We start from the raw sequence: 18,968 nt of genomic DNA, 5'->3' as shown, positions 1-18,968 counted from the left end.
CATTTAGGGAGATTCTTCCGCTTGTTATGTGCCTTACTTACTATTCCTCATATTTCTCAGCATTTTCAAGCCCTCGTATAAAATCCTCAAAATTTTCTGCTAATGTAGTTATTTTGAAATCTGATTCTTGATCGATATGCACAACTTTTGGTTCTCCGAATGGACCACATTCTCGATAATCCAAGAAAATCATATCATGCCCAGCACTCGGACAGTCACAAATAGCCACACCTATTTCCGGATATCCCCATTCATCAATCATAAACTGACTGCCAATTTCTCCACATAGTGAATAGTCCTTTTCCCTACCTATACCGTAAATGCCAGTTATAGCAATATGGTCTTCAGCCCAATTTGTGGGTGAATCAGTAGGGAAGCATGTATTGAAAGGGATGCCTCCATTATGCTGCTTCATCAGCCATATATAGGAAGCTGGCAACTTGTATCCTAATTCTTTCTCTACATCAGCTATCAATTCATCAGTTGGGGCATCACTGATATACTCCTTGCGGGCATAGTAATTATCATCCCAAAAGTTTGTAAAATCAAAACCTTCAAATTCTTGTTTCATATTCTCATTTTCTTTTTTTGTGGCACATAATGTTCGGTGGATAATCAATCTTTCAGAGAGATTTATCTGCTTGTTATAAACCTATTTGAAATTTGTCAGTATATCATTCTTTTTATTGGAAGACAACATTTCTAATAAATGATTAAAGCTATCGCAAACAAATTCTGCCGAATCTTCAAATTCAGGTTCAACTCCATAATAGATTTTACCGTAATTTTCCGGAGATAAATCTATGCACAAGTATTGGTATCCATCTTTTACTGACATAAGAATAGGAATATGGCTATCCCAAAACAGGCGTATCATATCACAGGATTCCTTATCATCTGCCAACGCCTCAAGTCCCATCAGCTCAAATTCATTCCAACGGAATCCGCTATCGCTTTCTCCGTTAAAGTCCTCTATGGAATTAAACCAAACATTATCACTTTCATTCGTGATTGTCTGAAACCGTTGTAAAAACTCCTGATAGTCCGCAGGAAGTTCGGAGTACCGATTTTGTAAATCAGAGCTTAATTCTTTTCTTTCCAATCGCTCTGTAACGATGAATCCTATATTTTTCAGTGCTTCAATCATATTTTTATTTTACGAGTTTATAATGGTTTAGCGGGGAACGCTGTCAAGCGTTATCACGCTTTGTTACCAACTTTATTATTCACTTTCAGCAGCTTCTTGAAGATATTCTTCAATATCTTCGGAGTTGTTTAGCTCTAATGCTCTTTGCACATTTGAAGCATCAGGCGGCATTAATTCTACATTTATCAAAATACTGCGGCGTGATTGGTTTTGTGCAAAAAGTCCTTCTTTATCAAGAATTGACATTGCTTTCACCATAGCAGTTAGCCTGACATCAAACTCCTTTCCCCAATCTTCATCATTCAAACTATCAATATTAGCTCGATGTTCAAAGAGCTGTTTTACATCACTAAAATATTCGTCGTAGCCAAAAGCATAATATGGCGAGTCTGCATAAGACCACTTTATACTTTGTGCATATGTTTCAGAGTTCAATTGTGTTACTCTGGCTAATGCTTCCCACGACCATGCAGAAATAACAGGAGCAAAACCTTCACCTGTCGTCAGAAGCGCACAATAATAAAAATGTTCGCCATTGCTAAACAACTTTTGGAAAGCCATTCTTGCGGCTTTTGTTATGGCTGCTATAAGTATTTCTATTTCTTTATTCATAAAGTAATTGTTGGTAATGGGATGTAGATAGTAACCTGTTCGGGTTGCTTATCTACTTGTTAGCAATATTTTTATTCTAATTTAAAATACCATTCCAAAAAAGAATTAAAGTCTTTCCATTGTGGTAATAACTTTCCATTCTGGAAATTGATTAGTTTTTCGCCCAATTCAATTTCAAGAACTTCCTCTGTTTTACGATTATAAAAGAAACCACCTTCTGCTTCAAAACTATCTAATGGAAGGTATTCATCTGGTAACTTTAGGATATTCCGAGCAGATTCGATAGCATAACTCAAATCGTTCGAATAAATACTGAACCAACATACATTATACATTTCACTATGCCGCCCAAGAAATGTAATTTCAGTAGTATGTAAATTGAAAAATGCAAAATCACTATTCAAATCAACACCTAAATTGATTAAAGCTGCTTTGTATTTTTCATCTTCCTTTTCAGAATAGATGCCTTGTTGTTTCAGATGTTCTATTATTTTATTGCTCAGCATAATTGAATGGTATTTTATTCATTTTACATTTTATTGCTAATGTTTAGCAGATAAACTGCCTTAAATGTTTCATCTGTTTGTTAGCAATCTTTTAAGAAAGCAACATGAAGTGCCATTCTTTAGGATAGTCCTTCTTTATCATATTGAACAACAACTTTACATTATTGGAATGCTGTTTTGTCAATATGGAGTATATATATTCATGACAGGCGCAGCAGGCTCGTTCTTTATTAGAAGCAACACAATGAAAAGAATCATCTGTATTTTCCTCTACACAAAACCAGTTCCATCCATAGTGCTTTTGGATGGTGTTTCCTAACAGGGAACCTAACTCATAAGCCCTATCCGTAATTTCCTCGTCATCTGAACTTTCAAAATTATTGAGATAGTTCTTTATGCCATCAAGGATGGCAGAGGATTCAGCACTTTCCTGCAAACCTATAAGGACTAAACCTTTAGCCGCAAGCTGATCTATTTCTATTCGTTCGTCCTCATTAATTGGACGGTATTCTATAATTTCACTCATTGCTTTCTTTTTTTCGTCAATTGCTAATGTTTGGTGGATAATCATCATTAAAGGAGATTGATCCGCTTGTTATCTGCCCGCTTTATTCCTCTTCTTCGATAAAATGATTTATAAAGTAATTGAATGACTGGGCGATGTAACGAGTATTTGTTTCAAAGTTGTATTCTCTTGAAGCGTTTTCGTCCCACTCGTCAGTCAAGTAATAGTAAATCTTTTTATTCTTCAAGTTCAACGCATAATAGTTTCCACCCGAATCCATAGCAAAAGGCAACAGGTTGCTTGGCATTAGATTTCTGCTCCACATGTCTTTGGCTATGACTTCAATTGTTTCAAAAGCATTGGTGCGTTCCTTTATCGGAAAGAACGCATTTATCTCCACCCAATCCAAATCCTCGTCCTGCGGTTGAAAACAATATGGTGATGGCATACCACCGTTGAACTTGAGGTAAAAGTTCTTCATGCCTGCCGGAATCTTTACATTCAACTCAACCTCAAAATTCTTTATATCTTCTTTTGTTAGCGAAGCCGAACAGTCCGAAAGTTCAGGCATTACACCTTCTATTTCTATAATCTCCGTTTGTTGTTCCTCTTCGATTTTTGGGAAAGCAACGAGATTATTGAAAAAATCATCTATTGAATCCGCTATCAATTGAGGTTCATCAAAAATAAATGCATCGCTATTTTTTACAAAACCAATAATTTTATAAAAATATACAGCTCTGTTTTTTATATTGATTGCAATTACACCAATATTTCTCAAATTGTTATGTCCACTGGCAAATAGCAGAATATTGTCAGAAATCGAATTAGAACTACGATGCTCCAAGGTTTCTCCTTCAACAGTATGAAAAAGAGCATTCTTAAAACTCTTATTATATTTGAACGGTTGGAAAATTCTAATTTCCACTTCGTAATATTTGTTTATGGAGATGGTTTGCTGTTTAGGTTCTCCTCCATTATATTGTAAATAGAACTCTTTCAGTCTTTCCGGCAAAACATGACCCAACTTGCTCTCAACTTCTTCAAAATCTTTGAGAGTAAGACTTTTTTGACAATTTTCTAATTCTATTTTCATATTCATTCTTTTTATGGGCAGATAATGTTGGGTGGCTAACCGACCTTTCAGGGGAGGTTGAGCCGCTTGTTAGTGTCATTTTTTATCTTATTCTCAACCAATTAATGAACATATCTGTAAATGATTGGGATAAAAATCTATTCTCAGATAAGTCTAAATCTCCTAATGGTTGTAAAAAAATAAAAGTAGGTTCTCCAAAATAAAAACCGATACAATTATCGCCTCCATCAGTGCCAATAACCAAAGATTTTTTCGACAAATACTTTTGTATTTGGTATTCTTTGTTCAGTTGCATCAAATCTTCAATCTTCCATAATGATAAATATTGACTACCAATATTACCTTCTCCACCATTACTCCATAACATAAATTCCTTATAATCATCGGGTAATGGAAACAACTTTCCCACACTCAACATTATTTGTTGATCACATGGAGGATTGGAGTGCCAACTTTTATTGATTTTTTCTATTATCTGTTTCATTATAATTTTATATGACACTAATGTTTGGCAGCGTGCCGCTTGTTCAGTCGGTTTGCTGTTTGTTATCGTTGTTAAAGAATCTTCTTACATCATAATTTGCGATAGTTCTTGCCAATGATTTAGGAGATACTCCATAGTTGTTTTTTATATCGGGATTAGCCCCATTTTTCAAAAGTTGTTCGATAAAGAAGCCATCTCCACGGTATCGCATAACGGCTTCCCATAAAGGAGTATTCCCATTTACATTTTGTATATCCAAATCTGCATTGCTATTCAGGAGTATTTCAAAAATATCTTGTAGCTGACACTGAACAGAAAGATATAATGCAGTCCGTCCGTCTTTTCTTTTATCATTTATATCCAATCCTTTTTTTATAAATTCGGATATAATCACACCTGCTGGATGTACAATACTATCATAGTTCATTATATAATAATGAAGTAGATTACTGCCATATTTGTCTTTACTTTTTATGTCATAATCTATTAGAGTCTGCATGAACTTATTTGAGTTATCACTCAATAATTCAAGTTTCATATCTTCTATTGTTTTCATTTTTTTATTCTAATGTTGACAACGATAATGTCTGGCAGCATTCCGTTTTTAAGCGGTTCTGCTGTTTGTTATCAATATTTCGTTAATCCACATTGTTCCCTATTTCAATCATTGGCAATAGGGAATTGTCTATTTCATAAACAAATTTCTTTTTCCCCAAATATGCCTTACTATAAAACACCTTATAGCTTCCTCTTAATATTTCACTGTCATACCCAGAGTCTTTTTTAAGCTTCAAATTTATCTCATTGGATATTTTATTGATAAGACAATCCGGTGTTTTTGAGATAACCCTTAATTGCAACATTTCCAATTCTGTTGCATTTTCTCTACCACCTCTGCCTTCTATCACAAACTTGCATTGTGCATCATCATAGAAATTAAACCTATTCTCGTACTCTAACGATAGTGTTGTAATGAAGAAATTCAAGTTTTTATCTCGATTACTTTTCACAAGACGAACTATATCGTCAGTTACAACAAGTTTATTTATGAAGCCATCATTAGTCTTATCTTCTAAAAAAACAGAAGCTCCATATTTAGTCAAGATTTCATCTATTAAAATGATGAAATCTGATAGTGATGTTATAATTCTTGTGTACCTTGGCATATTTGGTATTTTAATATTGATAATGTTCGGCGGATAATCGACCTTTGGGGAGATTTATCCGTGTGTTACCAATTATTCATGCACAAACATATCTATATCATCAATGGCATCTCCAATTCTGTCATTGATGAAAGGATTATCTTTTTGTTGATTAAACACTTCAAAGATTCTCTCTTTTTCTATTTTTCCGTGTATTCGAGCCAAATGTCCGATACACGTAACTGCTAATCCACATATATTCTTTTCTCTATTACTGTTGATAATATCAATGCAAACGTTCTGAATCCATTTCCAGTCATCACAGTTAAATGTTATTTTCAATAAAAGTTTGCAACAAAAATCTATATCTTCATCACACAGCAATATTTCTCGAATACTATTGTATATGTCTTGTGTCATTATATTCATTTATTGGTAATGTGTTTCAGCTAACAGAGTTTAGCTGTTAAAGTGATTGTTACCAATATTTATTTTTTTAGTCTTCCAATAACAACATATTTACTATGTGACATTAAATATTTTTCATCTTTACCCTCGTATTCTTTTTCCTGATACAATGCACCACCTACGACAATTTCATCATCACTTTCCAAATCAAAAACCTCTTTCTCATATCTGGGTTTCAAAATAAGGATATGGCTTTCTTTTCCTTCAAAACTCACTAAGTTATCAGATTTGAAAAGAAGAAACGTAGGGGAAAGTTGCTTTACCACTACACCATGAAAAACATTACTTCCACTATGAGTAAAGCCCCACGGTTCATCTACAATTAGTTTATACTTGATAGCATTCATATTTTTCTTTATTGGTAATGTTCGGCAGCTAATCGCCATTTTGGGCGATTAAGGTGTATGTTAGCATCACTTCTAATAAAAGAATCACATATCAGCTAATTTCCACTTTACTTCAGAAGCTGATACATCATCATCAATATATGCTTGCAAATAAGCAGCTAAATCTTTATATCGACTTTCACCGTTGCAATCATATACCCATAATTCCGGTTCTTCTGTACCGTCAAACCATATTAGGCAAATCATTTCATAGCCATTATCGCTTGCTGCAAAAATGGAAATTCTGTTTGGCGCAAATAGTCCAGTAGCATGGTCTTCCCAATAATCCTTTGAAGCTTTTATGTCGCGAACAATTCCTATCAACCGTTCATCCTTTTCATCTTCATTCCATGGACTTTCCATTTCTTTTGTATCAAGCCAATCTCCATGTGTCGCATTAATCCATTTACCAAATGCCCCATACCTGATTTTCAACATAGGAGAGACATTTCTATAAACTCCTTTTTCAAGGGTAGGCACTCCCTTATGAAAGTCGATAGCTTGGCTTATTTGAACCTTACCTTCTAAATCAATGACTTCATCAAGCAATTCTTTTATTGTTTTCATTCTTTTTTATTTGATGCTAATGTCCGGCAGATAATCGACCGTTAGGGAGATTCATCCGCTTGTTATCGTCATAAATTGTACTTCATTAATAATGATTTAAATTCTTCATTTAACCTCTTTCCTCCAAATTGAGCAGCAACTTTTTGAATACTGTCTTTTTGCATTACAAATTCCAATTCAGTAGGCTTTAATTGAGAACAACACCAATCAAATACACGCAAATTGGGAATATCGGCAATGTTTTTTATATCAACTAAATTTTTACATTCCCAAATAAATAACCAATATAAACTATGTAAGTTCGATAAATTGGGGAATTTGCTAAACGGTTTTATGTTACAAATGATTAGTTCTTCTAAAGGAGAAAGATTGGCTATATAATCAAATGTTTGCTCTTCTTTTGTGGCAATACCATTAATACATAATCTCTTTAGATGTGTCAATTTGTTTAATGCTGTATAGTCATTGAATTTACACGAATACATCCTGATATCTTGCAATTCGGGCATATCCAAAATAAAATCCATTGAGTTGCCTTTAATATGCCACAACGATAACATGGTTGCATTTTTATACTTGTTCAATTTGATTTGAGGACAAGTAAGATATGCAACGTGAACACCATTCTGCTCAATTCTTTTTATTCCTTTCTCCATGTTCGTTTTTATTTTAATGACGATAACATGTAATTATCAGCGGTTTTCGCTGTTATTTTCTTATTTAACTATCTCATTATCACCTTCAAGAATATCATCCAATGGAGTGCGGATGCTGCTCTTGAAAGTGTCGGCTATATGCACGTACATTTCCGTCGTTTTCAGTTGGTTGTGCCCCAACAGCTCTTTTACGATTTTCAAGTCCGTGCCTTGCTCGATCAGATGCGTGGCGAACGAGTGTCGCAACAGGTGGGGGTACACCCGCTTGGTGATTCCGGCTTCCTTCGCCGCCTCTTTCAGCTTCTTCGACACGATGCTCTCCGTGAACGGCTCGCCCTTGTACCGCTCGAACAGCCATTCCTGCGGCTTGTACAGCTTGGCGTACTCGGTCAGCTTCCTGACAAGGGGCTTCGACAGCAGCGTGTAGCGGTCTTTCCTCCCTTTGCCCTGCCGTACCCGTATCAGCGAACGGCTCACGTTGATGTCGTGGGGCTTCAAGTCCAGCAGCTCGCTGATTCTCAACCCGGCGGAGTAGAGCAACGAGAACATGCAGAACAGCCGGATGTCCGGACCGGTTGCGTCAAGGATGGATTTTATCTCCTCCTTGCTCAGCACGTCGGGCAGCGTCCGTTCCCGTTTGGCTCGCTTTACCTCGTAACATTTCCGTTCCTGTCCCAGCACCTTCTCGAAATAAAACTTGATCGAGTTGATGCGCAAGTTCTGTTGGCACGACGAGATCCTCCGTGTGTCAATCAGGTGTACGATGTAGGCGTTGATTTCTTCCGGTCGGATGTAGCGAAGGTTTCTTCCCGCAAAGTATTGCTGGAACTCCCTGAAATAGACAGTGTACGCACGGACGGTATGCTCGCTGTACCGCAGTTGCCGCAGCGTCTCGGCATAGCCGGGCGGGATGGCGGGGCTGGTTTTCCCGCTCTTCTTGGGCAAGGTGTTTTTCAGGGCGGAGTAATTGATATACGCCGTTTCCACATGGCGGTCGAAAAAGCCGGACAGGTCGAAGCCTTCTTCCGGCAGGTAGGCTCTGTCCCCCTCGAACCGCACGCCCTTCTCTTTCGACAGCGACAGCCGGATGGCATCGTCCTCGTCGAACTCCACTTCCACGTATTTCTGCCCGTCACGGATGGCAGGTGAAAGCGTTATTCTCGGTTTGCTCTGATAAACTTTCATACGCATCGCATGGGTGGCAATGACAGACCGTGTCCCTCATTACCCATATTTTACAAATATAGAGAAAACAACGAATTATCGCTGTTTTCCGGAGGAGAAAAATGCGTGCGGGGCATGATTTTTTGATATTTTTCACAAGAAAGGGCTGCGACAAACCTGCGAACCGGACGACAAGTGCGGACAGCCCGCCCCGGAGTTGCACGTTCCCCGTGTTTCTCCCTCTATATTTACGCCCGGTTTCACTTGAGAACCAATAGTATTCACCATTTAAAAACATTAGATTATGGACGAACGACCGGACAGCAGCCAGCAGTTAATGGACATCCTGCTCGTCATGGACGAGAAAGGCACGCTCCAAGCCGTCAGCGGAGTAAAGGACGGCGAGTTACAGACCAAGAATCCCTTGGAGGACAACAACGACCTCCTGCGGGTGGATCGCCACGGCGATATGTTTTCGAATTTCTTTTCCAACCTCTGGAACCAGTTGAAAGACCCGACCCGCTTCCATTTCTTCCGTGTGCCGGAAGAGGAGGTGCAGCGGGTAGCCGCCGATTTCCGGCAACGGGAGAGCCAGTCCGTCAAGACGGGCGAGCCGCTCGTTGCGCAGTACGAGGTGCAGCCGCCCGTGCAGGCACAGCAGCAGACCCAAGCCGGGCAGCAGCAACAGCCGGAGGGTGTGCCGCAGCAGTCCGCCGGGCAGACCGAACAGAACCCGCAGTACAAGTACCGCCCGGAGGACATCGACTGGAACAGCCTCGCCGCCCTCGGCGTGCAGCGGGAGCAGATCGAGGGCAACGGGATGCTCGACCAGATGCTACGGGGCTTCCAGACCGACAAGACCGTCCGGGTGCATTTCCACTTCGACGGCATCTCGCACAGCAACGACAGCCAGCTTTCGCTCAAGCCCGGCACGGACGGCAGGCTGACCGTGTGCAGCCACGGCATCCTCGACCCGGAGAAGATGCAGAAGCAGTTCTTCGGCTACGACATCACCGACTCCGACAAGCAGGTGCTCCGGCAGACGGGCAACATGGGACACCCGGCTACTGTCACCAACCGGGCGGGCGAGCAGGTCGAAGCCCTTGTCAGCCGCAACCTCAAGACCAACGAGCTGGTCGCCTTCCCGCTCTCCAAGGTCAATATCCCGGCGGAGAAGAACGGGCATACCTTCACACCGGACGAGATAGCCCGGCTCAAACAGGGCGAGGCGGTGGTCTGCCAGTTCCTTTCCAGAGCCAAGGAGGGGGAGCAGCCCAAGCTCTACCCGGCACCCGTGCAGTTCAGCGCAGCCAAGATGCAGCTCGAATTTCTCTTCGGCGACCGGGGCAGGCTGGCGATGGATGCGTACAAGGCGAACCTGAAACAGACCGCCAATCAGGAGGTGCCGAAGACCTTCCGCAAGCAGGAGCTTACCGAGAAGTCCCGCCTCGAACTCGAAGCCGGGGGAACGGTCAAGGTCTCCGGCTTGGTGGACAAGAAAGGAAAAGCCTACCAAGGCTACATCACATGGAAGCCCGGCGAGAAGCCCGCCTTCATGTTCCCCAAGGACTACAAGGCGGCGCTCGAAGAGGGGTGTGTCAAGCCCGCCGTGGAGAACGAGGTGCAGGTGGCGGTCAATTCCGAGGGCAAGACCGTCGAGGCTACCCGCAACCTGAAAGAAGCCCTGCAATCCGCACAGCAGCGCCCCACCGGGGAGCAGAAACAGCAGCAGGAGCGCAGGCAGGAGCAGAAAGAGGACCGGAAACAGGCACAGAAGCAGGAGCAGCCCGACAAGCCCAAGCGCAGCCGGGGTGTCCGCCGATGATTTCCCCCGCCATTCTGTAAATGAATTACCCGGTTATCCCGTCCGAGCGGCGGGATAACTTTTGTCAAACCGTTAAAAATTAAAGAAATATGATTACAGCAGTCATCGCTGAAAAGCCTTCCGTAGCGAAGGATATAGCAAACGTGTTGAATGTCCGGGAGCGGCACGATGGCTACCTCTCAGGTAACGGCTACCTCGTTACCTGGGCGTTCGGCCATCTCGTCCAGCTCGCCATGCCCGAAGCATACGGCTACACGGGCTTCCGGCGTGAGAACCTGCCCATTCTGCCGCAGGAGTTCAAGTACATCCCCCGCCAGATACGGGAGGGCAAGGAGTACAAGCCCGATCCCGGTGTGCTCAAACAGTTGAAGGTCATCAAGGAGGTTTTCGACCGTTCCGACCGTATCGTCGTGGCGACCGATGCCGGGCGTGAGGGCGAAGCCATTCATCGGTACATCTACAATTACCTTGGCTGCCGCAAGCCCTGCCTGCGCCTCTGGATCTCCTCGCTGACCGACCGTGCCATCCGGGAGGGGCTGGATAACCTCAAGCCCGGCAGCGACTACGACAACCTCTACCGTGCCGCCGAAGCCCGTGCCATCGCCGACTGGGAGATTGGATTGAATGCGACTCAAGCGCTTTCCATCGCCGCCGGGCAGGGCATCTACTCCCTCGGACGGGTGCAGACGCCCACCTTGATGATGATCTGCTCCCGTTATCTGGAGAACAGGGATTTCACCCCGCAGACCTATTTCCGGCTGAAGGTTACGGCGGAAAAGGACGGCACGCCCTTCGCCGCCATCTCTGAATTGCGTTACGAAACCCTTCCGGCGGCAAACGCCGCCCTCGCCGCTGTTACCGCAACGGGGACGGTGCAGGTTGCCGACGTGCAGCGCAGGGAAGTGAGCCAAGAGCCTCCCTTGCTCTACGATCTGACCGCCTTGCAGAAAGAGGCGAACGGCAGGTACGGCTTCTCGGCGGACAAGACCCTCTCCGTCGCCCAGTCGCTTTACGAGAAGAAGGTGTTGAGCTATCCCCGTACCGGCTCCCGCTACCTCTCGGACGATGTGTTCGACGAGATACCCGACCGCATCGCACTGCTGAAGCGGTACCCGGCTTTCGCCGCCCATGCCGCCGCCCTGAAAGGAGCTTCGCTCAACCGCCGCAGCGTGGATGCGGGGAAAGTTACCGACCACCATGCGCTCATCATCACCGAGTGTCTGCCCGGCGAGCTGTCCGCCGACGAGCGCACGGTGTACGACATGGTAGCCGCCCGCCTGCTCGAAGCCTTCTCCGCCCGTTGCCTCAAGGATGTTACCACCGTCTCCTTCACGGCGGGAAACAGCGTGTTCACCGCCAAGGGAACGGTCGTCAGGTCTGCCGGATGGCGTGCCGTGCGGAACGAGCGGGACGAGGACGACGAGGGTACAGCCGCTTTGCCGCCCTTGCAGCCCGGCGAGGCTTTCCCCCTGCAATCGGCGGAGTGCGTGGAGAAACAGACCAAGCCCCGTCCCCTGCACACCGAGAGCAGCCTCCTTTCGGCGATGGAGCATTGCGGCAGGGAGTTGCGAGACGACGAGCTGCGGGACAGCCTGAAAGGGAACGGCATCGGCACGCCCGCCACCCGTGCCTCCATCATCGAGACCCTCTTTGCCCGGGACTACGTGCGCCGGGAGAAGAAGAGCCTCGTACCGACCGGCAAGGGGCTTGCCGTGTATCAGATAGTGAAGGACAAGCGCATCGCCGATGTCGAGATGACCGGGCAGTGGGAGACCGCCCTCGCCAAGATCGAGAGCGGGGAGATGAATCCCGACACCTTCCGCAAGGGCATCGAGGTCTATGCCGCCCAGATTACCGAAGAACTCCTGCAAGTGCAGGTATCGGTGGCGGACGGCGGACATATCCCGTGTCCCAAGTGCCGTTCCGGTCGCATCCTCCTTTACCCGAAGGTCGCCAAGTGCAGCAACGTCGATTGTGGGCTTACCGTCTTCCGCAACAAGGGGGAGAAGCAGCTCACCGACAGCCAGATTGCCGACCTCGTGACCAAAGGCAAAACATCCCTTATCAAAGGCTTCAGGAGCAGGGACGGCAAGCCCTTCGATGCGTACCTCACCTTCGACAAGGACTTCCGCACCGTGTACGGGTTCCCGCCCCGCACGGACAAGCCCAAAGGAAAGGAGCGCAGGCGATGAACGGCATCGGTTGGATCACCGTGGCGGAAGCCGCCCGGCTCTGCGGCACGGACGAGCTGCGCATCACCCTCTGGATGAACGGCAACCACATCGCCTACGCCCGTTTCGACGGCATCCTGATGATCGACGGCGCATCCCTTGCCGCCCTGTTCAGCCGCAACCGGGTCGCCACCATCTACGAAGACGTGGCGCAACAGCGGGGCAAGCCCGGCAGACCGGGCAGGCTCCGCCGCCTGCTCGATACCCCGCTCGACACCTTCGGCTTGTCGCAGCGCATCGTCCGGGCGTGCCGGGAGTTGGGCGTCTTCACCGTGGAGCACCTGCTCGTCCACCTCCGCCGCTTCCGCTTCTCCCGCCTGTACTGTGTCCGCAACTTCGGCAGCGGATCGGCAGCCGAGACCCTCCGGCGGCTCCGGCAGGACGGCTTGACAGACGGCGGCAGCCCACGGGATTTCAAGGTCTTGTACCCGTAAAGGCTTTTAAGCACAATTGTTAAAAAACAACCATGTAGTTCTCTTGTAAATTAATAATATAGTTAATAATATACTGATCTACATTGTAATATAAATAAAATGTATAACTTTGCAGACCAATTTGAATGTAATGGCGACTAAAAAATACTCTCTGGCTATTGAGAAAATAGATGAAGTAGCAAAAGAATTTATTGCTGCCCGCCCTGCTTATACGCTTCACATAAAGGAATGTAACCAAGGAAAGCAAAAGCAGATAGAGATTATCAATATAAAAAATCAGGAAAAAAGCACATTAAATTGTTTTATTACTGGTGGACAAGTTTCTCATAATATACAAGGCAAAAATGGAACTTTGAATGGAATTTGCAAGGATTGTTGGGAGTATATTGTGGAACAGACTGCGATACCGGATATGGATCAAAAATGCTTCAAATTGAAAGGTGTAAGGAGCGATGATTTTGATACATTGATTTCAGCGGTAAAAGAATATAATAATGTTGTTGTTTCCGAAGTAAACACGGATAAGAGTCCGAACATCCGGAACCAATATCATCTGAAAGGGAAATACGATGCTAAGGTTTCTGTTATCTTTTATAATAACGGAACATTAATGGTACAAGGATGTATCACATCATTTTATGTGGAATTTATAACCGAAGTGTTGCAAGCTATATCTTCCATTCCTTCCGAAGCTATAGAAGAAGTGTTTGCTATCCAAGCACGTGCTGGCTATGCATTAGACAACGACCTTAGCAAGTATATTGGAAACAGAGAGCATATTGATGGAAGTGTGATAGAAAACTTTATCAATACTTCAATCAATTTGGCTAACTCTGCGGTTAAGGTGGATGATTATGGATGTTATACTTTTGGCATTTTGAAAGCGTTAGATGCGGTATTGCGCACTCGTCTTTTGGAAGATGCGCCTGATTTTGACGAATACGGGACATATTTTCAGAAAAATAATAGTGGGGCGTATTGCTTTAAAAGTGGTATCGGAACGTATGACAACAATCTACATTTGAAGCAGGCTTTGGAACAAGGATATTCATTCTTCAATCAACATAGGCACTCGACATTCCATGTGGACAGTTTTAATGTGGAAACAAGTAGAACCCTTGAATACGATGAAGCCGTAAACATTATTAAGGACTGCCTTGTTATTATTAATAATATATGTAATAATTGGTAAAATGGAAAATAAAGAATTTCAAATAATCCCCTTGCAAGGACGGAGCTTGTTAGTGGTTATTTTATCGTCAGAAATGACGAACTACTACTGGAAAGAGCTTCAGACTGAATTGGCAAATCTCAACATTGCCGATGCAGAGGTCTATTTTGATTTTCTGTACCGCAATGGATTAAAAAATAGATTCTTTAAGTCTAAACTTAAAGGGATGATGTTAATTTCCAATTCATTAAGAAAATGTGAGGCACCCAAAGAATATATCAAGGTTGCCGATACTTTTTTTGCTTCACATTCTAAATGGATTGACAGTAGTGTATTGTCTTCTTTCCAAAAAATCTTTTATAAAAAGAGAATTATTGACACTCAGTCATTGCCAACGGCATTGTAATGTTTGTCAGTTACATATTATACAACAAAGGTGCATCATTGATGCACCTTTGTTATTTTGTACCTCAAATTTAGGCAACGGTATTACCTAAATTTAATATTCTTTTGTCTTTCAAAGAATTTACCTTATCTTTGCACCAATAGAACCCGCCAAGCCTCTTGATAATGCTCAAATCGGCGGGTCGTTTTTTTATAACCCGTCATCCTTTCCTGAATGACCCAAGCCACTTTTCAGTGGCTTTTTGCATTTCATGGGCATACCCTTCCGTACACCGTCCGGATTTTCCCGTCCTCCAATACCTTGCTCGACCGCACGACCCACGTCCTGTCGTCATTCAGCCCGCACTCCAGTGCCTTCTCACCGCCGCCGACCAGTACCGGCACGGTTATCACCACGATTTCGTCCGCCAGCCCGTTATCCAAGAGCAAAGCCCCGGTTTCCGCTCCGTAAGCCGTTACCGTACCTTCGCCGTCCGCTTTTATTCCCCGCAGTTCCGCTGCCGCATCCCCTGTAACAAACCGCACCCGTTCCTTCTCCGTCAAATCAATACAGCCGTCCGTCACGACCAAAGTTTCTTTTGCCGTGAGCGGCCAGCCCAGATGGTTCAGGTAAATGCGCAGGTAGGTTTCCTCGTCGATCAGCACGCAGCCGGAGGCGTCCACCGCCGCATCGAAATACTTGTCCGATCTGACCGGACAACCGTCAATGGATTGGTACACGTGCAAGGTAATCTGTTTCATATCAATGTGTTTTTAAGGATTATGTCCGCCTCGCACCCAAAAGAACAGCGTGAACTCACGCTATTCCGAAGTAAAGGTACTGGTATTACCCGATAAGCAGAATAGGCAAGCCCACGCCGTATAAGCATACAGCATGAACATTGCGCCATTCGTCTTGCTTATCAAAAATTACCAGTTTTTTACTTCAAGACGTTCAGCGAACGTACAATATGTATATCAATCCCCGCCTGCTTCCAAGCCGGGCATGAATCTTCTATGTCACGACAGCGACCGTGCCCGAGAGCACCGCCTTCTGTCTTCGTGCGAACAAAGATAATGAAACTTCCCGAATAACAAAACAATAGCCCCGCCTAATCTCACAATCCGGCAGGGCTTCATCCACTAAAAGCACCGTCAGAAAAATGTCATTCTCACGGGAACAGCCCCCTTTTCCTGCGCCTTTCCTCTTTCCGGGCTTCCTTCTCCTTGCGTTTCGCAGCCCGTTCCTCCACGTCGGCGAAACGGGTGCGGATGAACTCGTGCACGTCCTTCGTGCGGTAGAACACCTTGCCGCTGATGGTGAAGTACGGCAGCACCCCGATGGCACGGTAGCGTTGCAGCGTGCGGATGCCCACCTTCAGCAGCAGGCACAGGTCTTGGTTGTCCAGCACCTCCTCGCCGTCGAGCGTGTTGTTCTTCTTCAGCACCCTTTCCAGCAATTTCTCCGTCCGGTCGAAGCGTTCCATGATGCGCTCCATCCAGCCCTCAAACTCTTCCCTGTCCGTGTACATAGCAGTCGCCCTCCTTTTCGATGATTTCCTTTTCCCGCATATAGCGGATGTAGCCTTTCGCCGTCCGTTCCTTCACTTCCAGCATCTCCTGTATCAGCTCGCACAGTTCGATGTAGCCGTACTTCTCCTGCCGGGCGAACGCCTCCCGTGCCATCTCCGCCAGCTCCTTTTCCTTGCGCTTCTCTTTCTCCGCCCTCGGCTTCTCGCCCACATAGACGGGCATCCCGGCTTGCTTGTCCCATCTGAACTGCATCAGCGGAATATCCAGCGGGCTGCCGTCCCTGACCTTCAACGCCTTCACCACCGACACCTCCGGGTTCTCGTCCTTCTCGATGGAGAGGATGGCGGCGGACTTGCGTTGCAGCTCGCTGCCGAGGTGTCCCCGCAGCTTCAGTCCGTTCGGCACGAAATGCACCACGGCGGCGATGCACGTGCGGTAGATTCCCGCCAGCCGGTAGATCTCGTCAATCAGCGCCACGCTCTCCGCCTCGTCGTTGGCGCAGCGGATCAGGTCCGCCACCCCGTCGATGACGACCAGATGGATGCCCCCGTGCAGGTAGTGGTACCGGTCCATGCTCTGCACGATGGCGGTCAGCCGCTCGCTTCTCGACATCCCCGTCAGGCAGTACACGTGCAGGTACTCCGGCATCCGCTCACGCCCGGCACGGCGCAGCAGCCGCCCCGTGTTCTTGTGGAGCTGTTGCTCGCTCTGTTCCGTGTCGTAGAGCAGCACCGCACGCCCCTTGCGGTTCGGCTCCACCCGCACCCCCAAGAGATCGGCGTCCGTCTCCCGTTCCATGATCGCCCCGGCGACCAGTGCGGCGGTGTAGTTGCTCTTGCCCGTCCCTTCGCCGCCCGTGATGCAGAGGATGTTCTCTTCCGAGCCTAACGGCACGTCCCCGGCGGTAACGATGGCGACCGCCTGTTCGGGCGGGTGGTCATAGTCGATCTCGCACGATTTCAGCATCGCCAGCGTGTCCCCGTACAGCGTGTCGAGCAGTTTCAGGAACAGCCCCATCAGCTCCTCCCTCGTGTGCCCGGCTTTGAAGTAGTCCGTCACGTCCTTCTCCGCCTTCGTCCCCGGCAGCGGCAGCACCAGCCGTTTCACCCCGTACTCCGCCAGTTGCGCACGGTGCTTCTCCGAGCATTCCAGCCCCGTCTTGTCCGTGTCGTACAGCAGCACGATGTGCTTGAAGCGATAGACCAGCTTGCGCACGGTCTTCGCCGGGATGACCGAGGTCTCCGAGTTGAAGCAGATGGCGTGGAAGCCGTGCGCCGCCAGCGTCAGCACGTCCTTCTCGCCGCCCGTGAGGAAGAGCAGGTCGCCCTTCGAGGGCAGTTGCTCCAGCCCGAAGCAGTAGTTGTCGCCCGTGTGCCCGCCATAGACGAAGCGCACCTCCGACATCGGGCGATAGACCTTCACGCCCCATTTCCCCCTGTACCCGAACATCGGTTCCGCCGGGGTGGAGCTGAAGCCGAACGCCTTGCCCTCCCTCGTCTTGCCCCGGTACTCGGCGAGCGATACCGTCCCGTAGCGGCGCAGCACCTCCACGGTGATGCCCGATGCGCCCCAGTAGGCAAGCTCCCCCTCGGTGAAGGGCTTCTCCGCCGCCCGGTAGGGCTTCGGCTCGGGACGGTCGGCGGACACTGCCGCCTCTTCCGTGTCCGTTCCGGCTTCCCCGGCACCGCCGCCCCTTGCGCCCGGCACGGGCCGCAATCTCCGGCAGCCCCCGGTTCCCACCGTCCCGTCGGTCGGGCTGTCCCCGTCCAGTCCGAGGCACAGCTCCCGGTCGATGGTGTGCAGCACCTCCACGAAGTCGGCGGCGTTCCGGCAGTCCAGCCCTTTCAGCTTCGCCACGAGGAAGAAACAGTCGCCCGAATAGTCCCCGTTGCCGAAGTCCTTCATCCGGTACGTACCGCTCCGGCGGTCGTAATACACGTTGCACGAAGCCTTGCTGTCGGCGTACAGCGGGTTCAGGAAGTTCCTGCCCACCCGCCACTTCACGGGCAGGTAGTGGCGGAACACGTCCAGCCCGTTACTGGTTCTTGCCAGCACTTCTTCCTTTCTTACCATAGCTGCCGTTTTTTCGGTTATGCAGGGGATGTTCCGCTATCATCCGGTCGATCTTGGCGGCGGGCGTCTCCACCATCCACCGCTCACGCAGGCTCTCGACAGCCTGCCGGGGATAGCGTATCTGCCGCCCGATCATCGAATAGGGAATGATATGCTTCTGCCGGTAGCGTTGCAGGGTGCGGTGGCTGATGTCCAGCGCCTCGCACACCTCCTTGTGCGTCATCCACTTCGGGTCGGCTTTCCGTCCCTTGGTCGCAGGGCTTTCCGCTTCCTCTTTCCGTTTGCGCTCCGTTTCCTCCCGGTTCCGGGATTCCTCCACGTAGGCGGTTATCTTCTCGATCTTCTCCACGAGCAGGCGGTAGGCGTTGCTCTCGATGGTCATTATTTCCATTGTCGTACTCATTTTTAGGTTTCTGCCGCAAATGTCGCCCGATTCGCCGGTTTTTCCTGCCACTATATCAGCACCTTGGCAAAGATTTTTTTTCGGGGCGCATTTTCGCCCTTGCCGCCGTTCCGGGCGGTAAAAAGGACCGAGACGGGGTAAAAAAGAGCGTCCGGAAGGCTCTTTCCAGCCCTTCGGA

23 protein-coding genes are annotated in these 18,968 nt (G+C 47.1%); 5 read left to right on the top strand and 18 right to left on the bottom strand.

Annotation, left to right across the window (positions count from 1 at the left end):
* Nucleotides 1–40 precede the first annotated feature (40 nt).
* The 14 genes from H8796_RS01275 to H8796_RS01210 form a co-directional block, all read right to left on the bottom strand.
* The gene (locus H8796_RS01275; RefSeq protein WP_004295476.1) at nucleotides 41–571 is read right to left on the bottom strand and encodes an SMI1/KNR4 family protein; all 531 of its coding nucleotides are present in this window, start codon (nucleotides 569–571) and stop codon (nucleotides 41–43) included.
* An 81-nt stretch (nucleotides 572–652) separates the two neighbouring features.
* Nucleotides 653–1,147 carry an SMI1/KNR4 family protein gene (locus tag H8796_RS01270; protein WP_009017662.1) on the bottom strand — a complete coding sequence of 165 codons (495 nt, stop codon included), beginning with the start codon at nucleotides 1,145–1,147 and terminating at the stop codon, nucleotides 653–655.
* Between the two features lie 75 nt (nucleotides 1,148–1,222).
* On the bottom strand, nucleotides 1,223–1,759 hold the full coding sequence (locus H8796_RS01265; RefSeq protein WP_009040063.1) for a DUF4303 domain-containing protein: 537 nt from the start codon (nucleotides 1,757–1,759) through the stop codon (nucleotides 1,223–1,225).
* 71 nt (nucleotides 1,760–1,830) lie between these two features.
* A complete protein-coding gene (locus H8796_RS01260; protein ID WP_117899992.1) occupies nucleotides 1,831–2,265 on the bottom strand; it encodes a hypothetical protein in 435 nt (144 codons plus the stop codon).
* A gap of 91 nt (nucleotides 2,266–2,356) precedes the next feature.
* The gene (locus H8796_RS01255; protein ID WP_028728890.1) at nucleotides 2,357–2,791 is read right to left on the bottom strand and encodes a hypothetical protein; all 435 of its coding nucleotides are present in this window, start codon (nucleotides 2,789–2,791) and stop codon (nucleotides 2,357–2,359) included.
* An 82-nt stretch (nucleotides 2,792–2,873) separates the two neighbouring features.
* Nucleotides 2,874–3,872 carry an SMI1/KNR4 family protein gene (locus tag H8796_RS01250; protein ID WP_004328534.1) on the bottom strand — a complete coding sequence of 333 codons (999 nt, stop codon included), beginning with the start codon at nucleotides 3,870–3,872 and terminating at the stop codon, nucleotides 2,874–2,876.
* A gap of 76 nt (nucleotides 3,873–3,948) precedes the next feature.
* On the bottom strand, nucleotides 3,949–4,350 hold the full coding sequence (locus H8796_RS01245) for an SMI1/KNR4 family protein (RefSeq protein WP_032581400.1): 402 nt from the start codon (nucleotides 4,348–4,350) through the stop codon (nucleotides 3,949–3,951).
* Nucleotides 4,351–4,393: 43 nt separating this feature from the next.
* Nucleotides 4,394–4,906 (bottom strand): ankyrin repeat domain-containing protein, encoded by a 513-nt coding sequence (locus H8796_RS01240; RefSeq protein WP_008763874.1) that lies wholly within the window; start codon nucleotides 4,904–4,906, stop codon nucleotides 4,394–4,396.
* 82 nt (nucleotides 4,907–4,988) lie between these two features.
* A complete protein-coding gene (locus H8796_RS01235; RefSeq protein ID WP_117685378.1) occupies nucleotides 4,989–5,516 on the bottom strand; it encodes a hypothetical protein in 528 nt (175 codons plus the stop codon).
* A gap of 72 nt (nucleotides 5,517–5,588) precedes the next feature.
* Entirely contained in the window at nucleotides 5,589–5,915 is a 327-nt protein-coding gene (locus H8796_RS01230; RefSeq protein ID WP_065540300.1) for a hypothetical protein, read from the bottom strand.
* Between the two features lie 68 nt (nucleotides 5,916–5,983).
* A complete protein-coding gene (locus tag H8796_RS01225; RefSeq protein ID WP_187343904.1) occupies nucleotides 5,984–6,310 on the bottom strand; it encodes a hypothetical protein in 327 nt (108 codons plus the stop codon).
* A gap of 84 nt (nucleotides 6,311–6,394) precedes the next feature.
* Nucleotides 6,395–6,916, bottom strand: a complete 522-nt coding sequence (locus H8796_RS01220) for a hypothetical protein (protein WP_048317453.1) — start codon at nucleotides 6,914–6,916, stop codon at nucleotides 6,395–6,397.
* A gap of 68 nt (nucleotides 6,917–6,984) precedes the next feature.
* The gene (locus H8796_RS01215) at nucleotides 6,985–7,572 is read right to left on the bottom strand and encodes a hypothetical protein (RefSeq protein ID WP_044192934.1); all 588 of its coding nucleotides are present in this window, start codon (nucleotides 7,570–7,572) and stop codon (nucleotides 6,985–6,987) included.
* Nucleotides 7,573–7,632: 60 nt separating this feature from the next.
* Entirely contained in the window at nucleotides 7,633–8,763 is a 1,131-nt protein-coding gene (locus tag H8796_RS01210; RefSeq protein ID WP_172884490.1) for a tyrosine-type recombinase/integrase, read from the bottom strand.
* Between the two features lie 277 nt (nucleotides 8,764–9,040).
* On the opposite strand from H8796_RS01210, the gene H8796_RS01205 reads away from it, so the two are divergent.
* From H8796_RS01205 to H8796_RS01185, 5 genes are all read left to right on the top strand, one after another.
* Nucleotides 9,041–10,561, top strand: coding sequence for a DUF4099 domain-containing protein (locus H8796_RS01205; protein ID WP_004327338.1), 1,521 nt, complete (start codon nucleotides 9,041–9,043; stop codon nucleotides 10,559–10,561).
* An 89-nt stretch (nucleotides 10,562–10,650) separates the two neighbouring features.
* Nucleotides 10,651–12,753: a type IA DNA topoisomerase gene (locus H8796_RS01200; RefSeq protein ID WP_118717630.1), complete on the top strand. Its 2,103-nt coding sequence runs from the start codon at nucleotides 10,651–10,653 to the stop codon at nucleotides 12,751–12,753.
* The gene (locus tag H8796_RS01195; RefSeq protein ID WP_008627641.1) at nucleotides 12,750–13,226 is read left to right on the top strand and encodes a hypothetical protein; all 477 of its coding nucleotides are present in this window, start codon (nucleotides 12,750–12,752) and stop codon (nucleotides 13,224–13,226) included. The genes H8796_RS01200 and H8796_RS01195 overlap by 4 nt, the downstream gene beginning before the upstream one ends.
* Before the next feature lie 109 nt (nucleotides 13,227–13,335).
* Nucleotides 13,336–14,418: a type II toxin-antitoxin system RnlA family toxin gene (locus tag H8796_RS01190; RefSeq protein ID WP_009040055.1), complete on the top strand. Its 1,083-nt coding sequence runs from the start codon at nucleotides 13,336–13,338 to the stop codon at nucleotides 14,416–14,418.
* 1 nt (nucleotide 14,419) lies between these two features.
* Nucleotides 14,420–14,803, top strand: a complete 384-nt coding sequence (locus H8796_RS01185) for a type II toxin-antitoxin system RnlB family antitoxin (RefSeq protein ID WP_005647599.1) — start codon at nucleotides 14,420–14,422, stop codon at nucleotides 14,801–14,803.
* Nucleotides 14,804–15,051: 248 nt separating this feature from the next.
* On the opposite strand, the gene H8796_RS01180 is transcribed toward H8796_RS01185, so the two are convergent.
* From H8796_RS01180 to H8796_RS01165, 4 genes are all read right to left on the bottom strand, one after another.
* Nucleotides 15,052–15,543, bottom strand: coding sequence for a dihydrofolate reductase family protein (locus H8796_RS01180; RefSeq protein ID WP_008627633.1), 492 nt, complete (start codon nucleotides 15,541–15,543; stop codon nucleotides 15,052–15,054).
* Between the two features lie 410 nt (nucleotides 15,544–15,953).
* The gene (locus H8796_RS01175) at nucleotides 15,954–16,313 is read right to left on the bottom strand and encodes a helix-turn-helix domain-containing protein (protein WP_004327328.1); all 360 of its coding nucleotides are present in this window, start codon (nucleotides 16,311–16,313) and stop codon (nucleotides 15,954–15,956) included.
* On the bottom strand, nucleotides 16,288–18,387 hold the full coding sequence (locus tag H8796_RS01170) for a bifunctional DNA primase/helicase (protein WP_032854687.1): 2,100 nt from the start codon (nucleotides 18,385–18,387) through the stop codon (nucleotides 16,288–16,290). The genes H8796_RS01175 and H8796_RS01170 overlap by 26 nt, the downstream gene beginning before the upstream one ends.
* A complete protein-coding gene (locus H8796_RS01165; protein ID WP_004327326.1) occupies nucleotides 18,350–18,778 on the bottom strand; it encodes a helix-turn-helix domain-containing protein in 429 nt (142 codons plus the stop codon). The genes H8796_RS01170 and H8796_RS01165 overlap by 38 nt, the downstream gene beginning before the upstream one ends.
* Nucleotides 18,779–18,968 lie beyond the last annotated feature (190 nt).

Source organism: Bacteroides sp. M10 (assembly GCF_014334015.1).
In the GTDB taxonomy this organism is placed as follows: Bacteria; Bacteroidota; Bacteroidia; order Bacteroidales; family Bacteroidaceae; genus Bacteroides; species Bacteroides intestinigallinarum.
The sequence above is the reverse complement of the archived record's forward strand: the minus strand, read 5'-3'. Positions and strand labels throughout refer to the sequence as shown.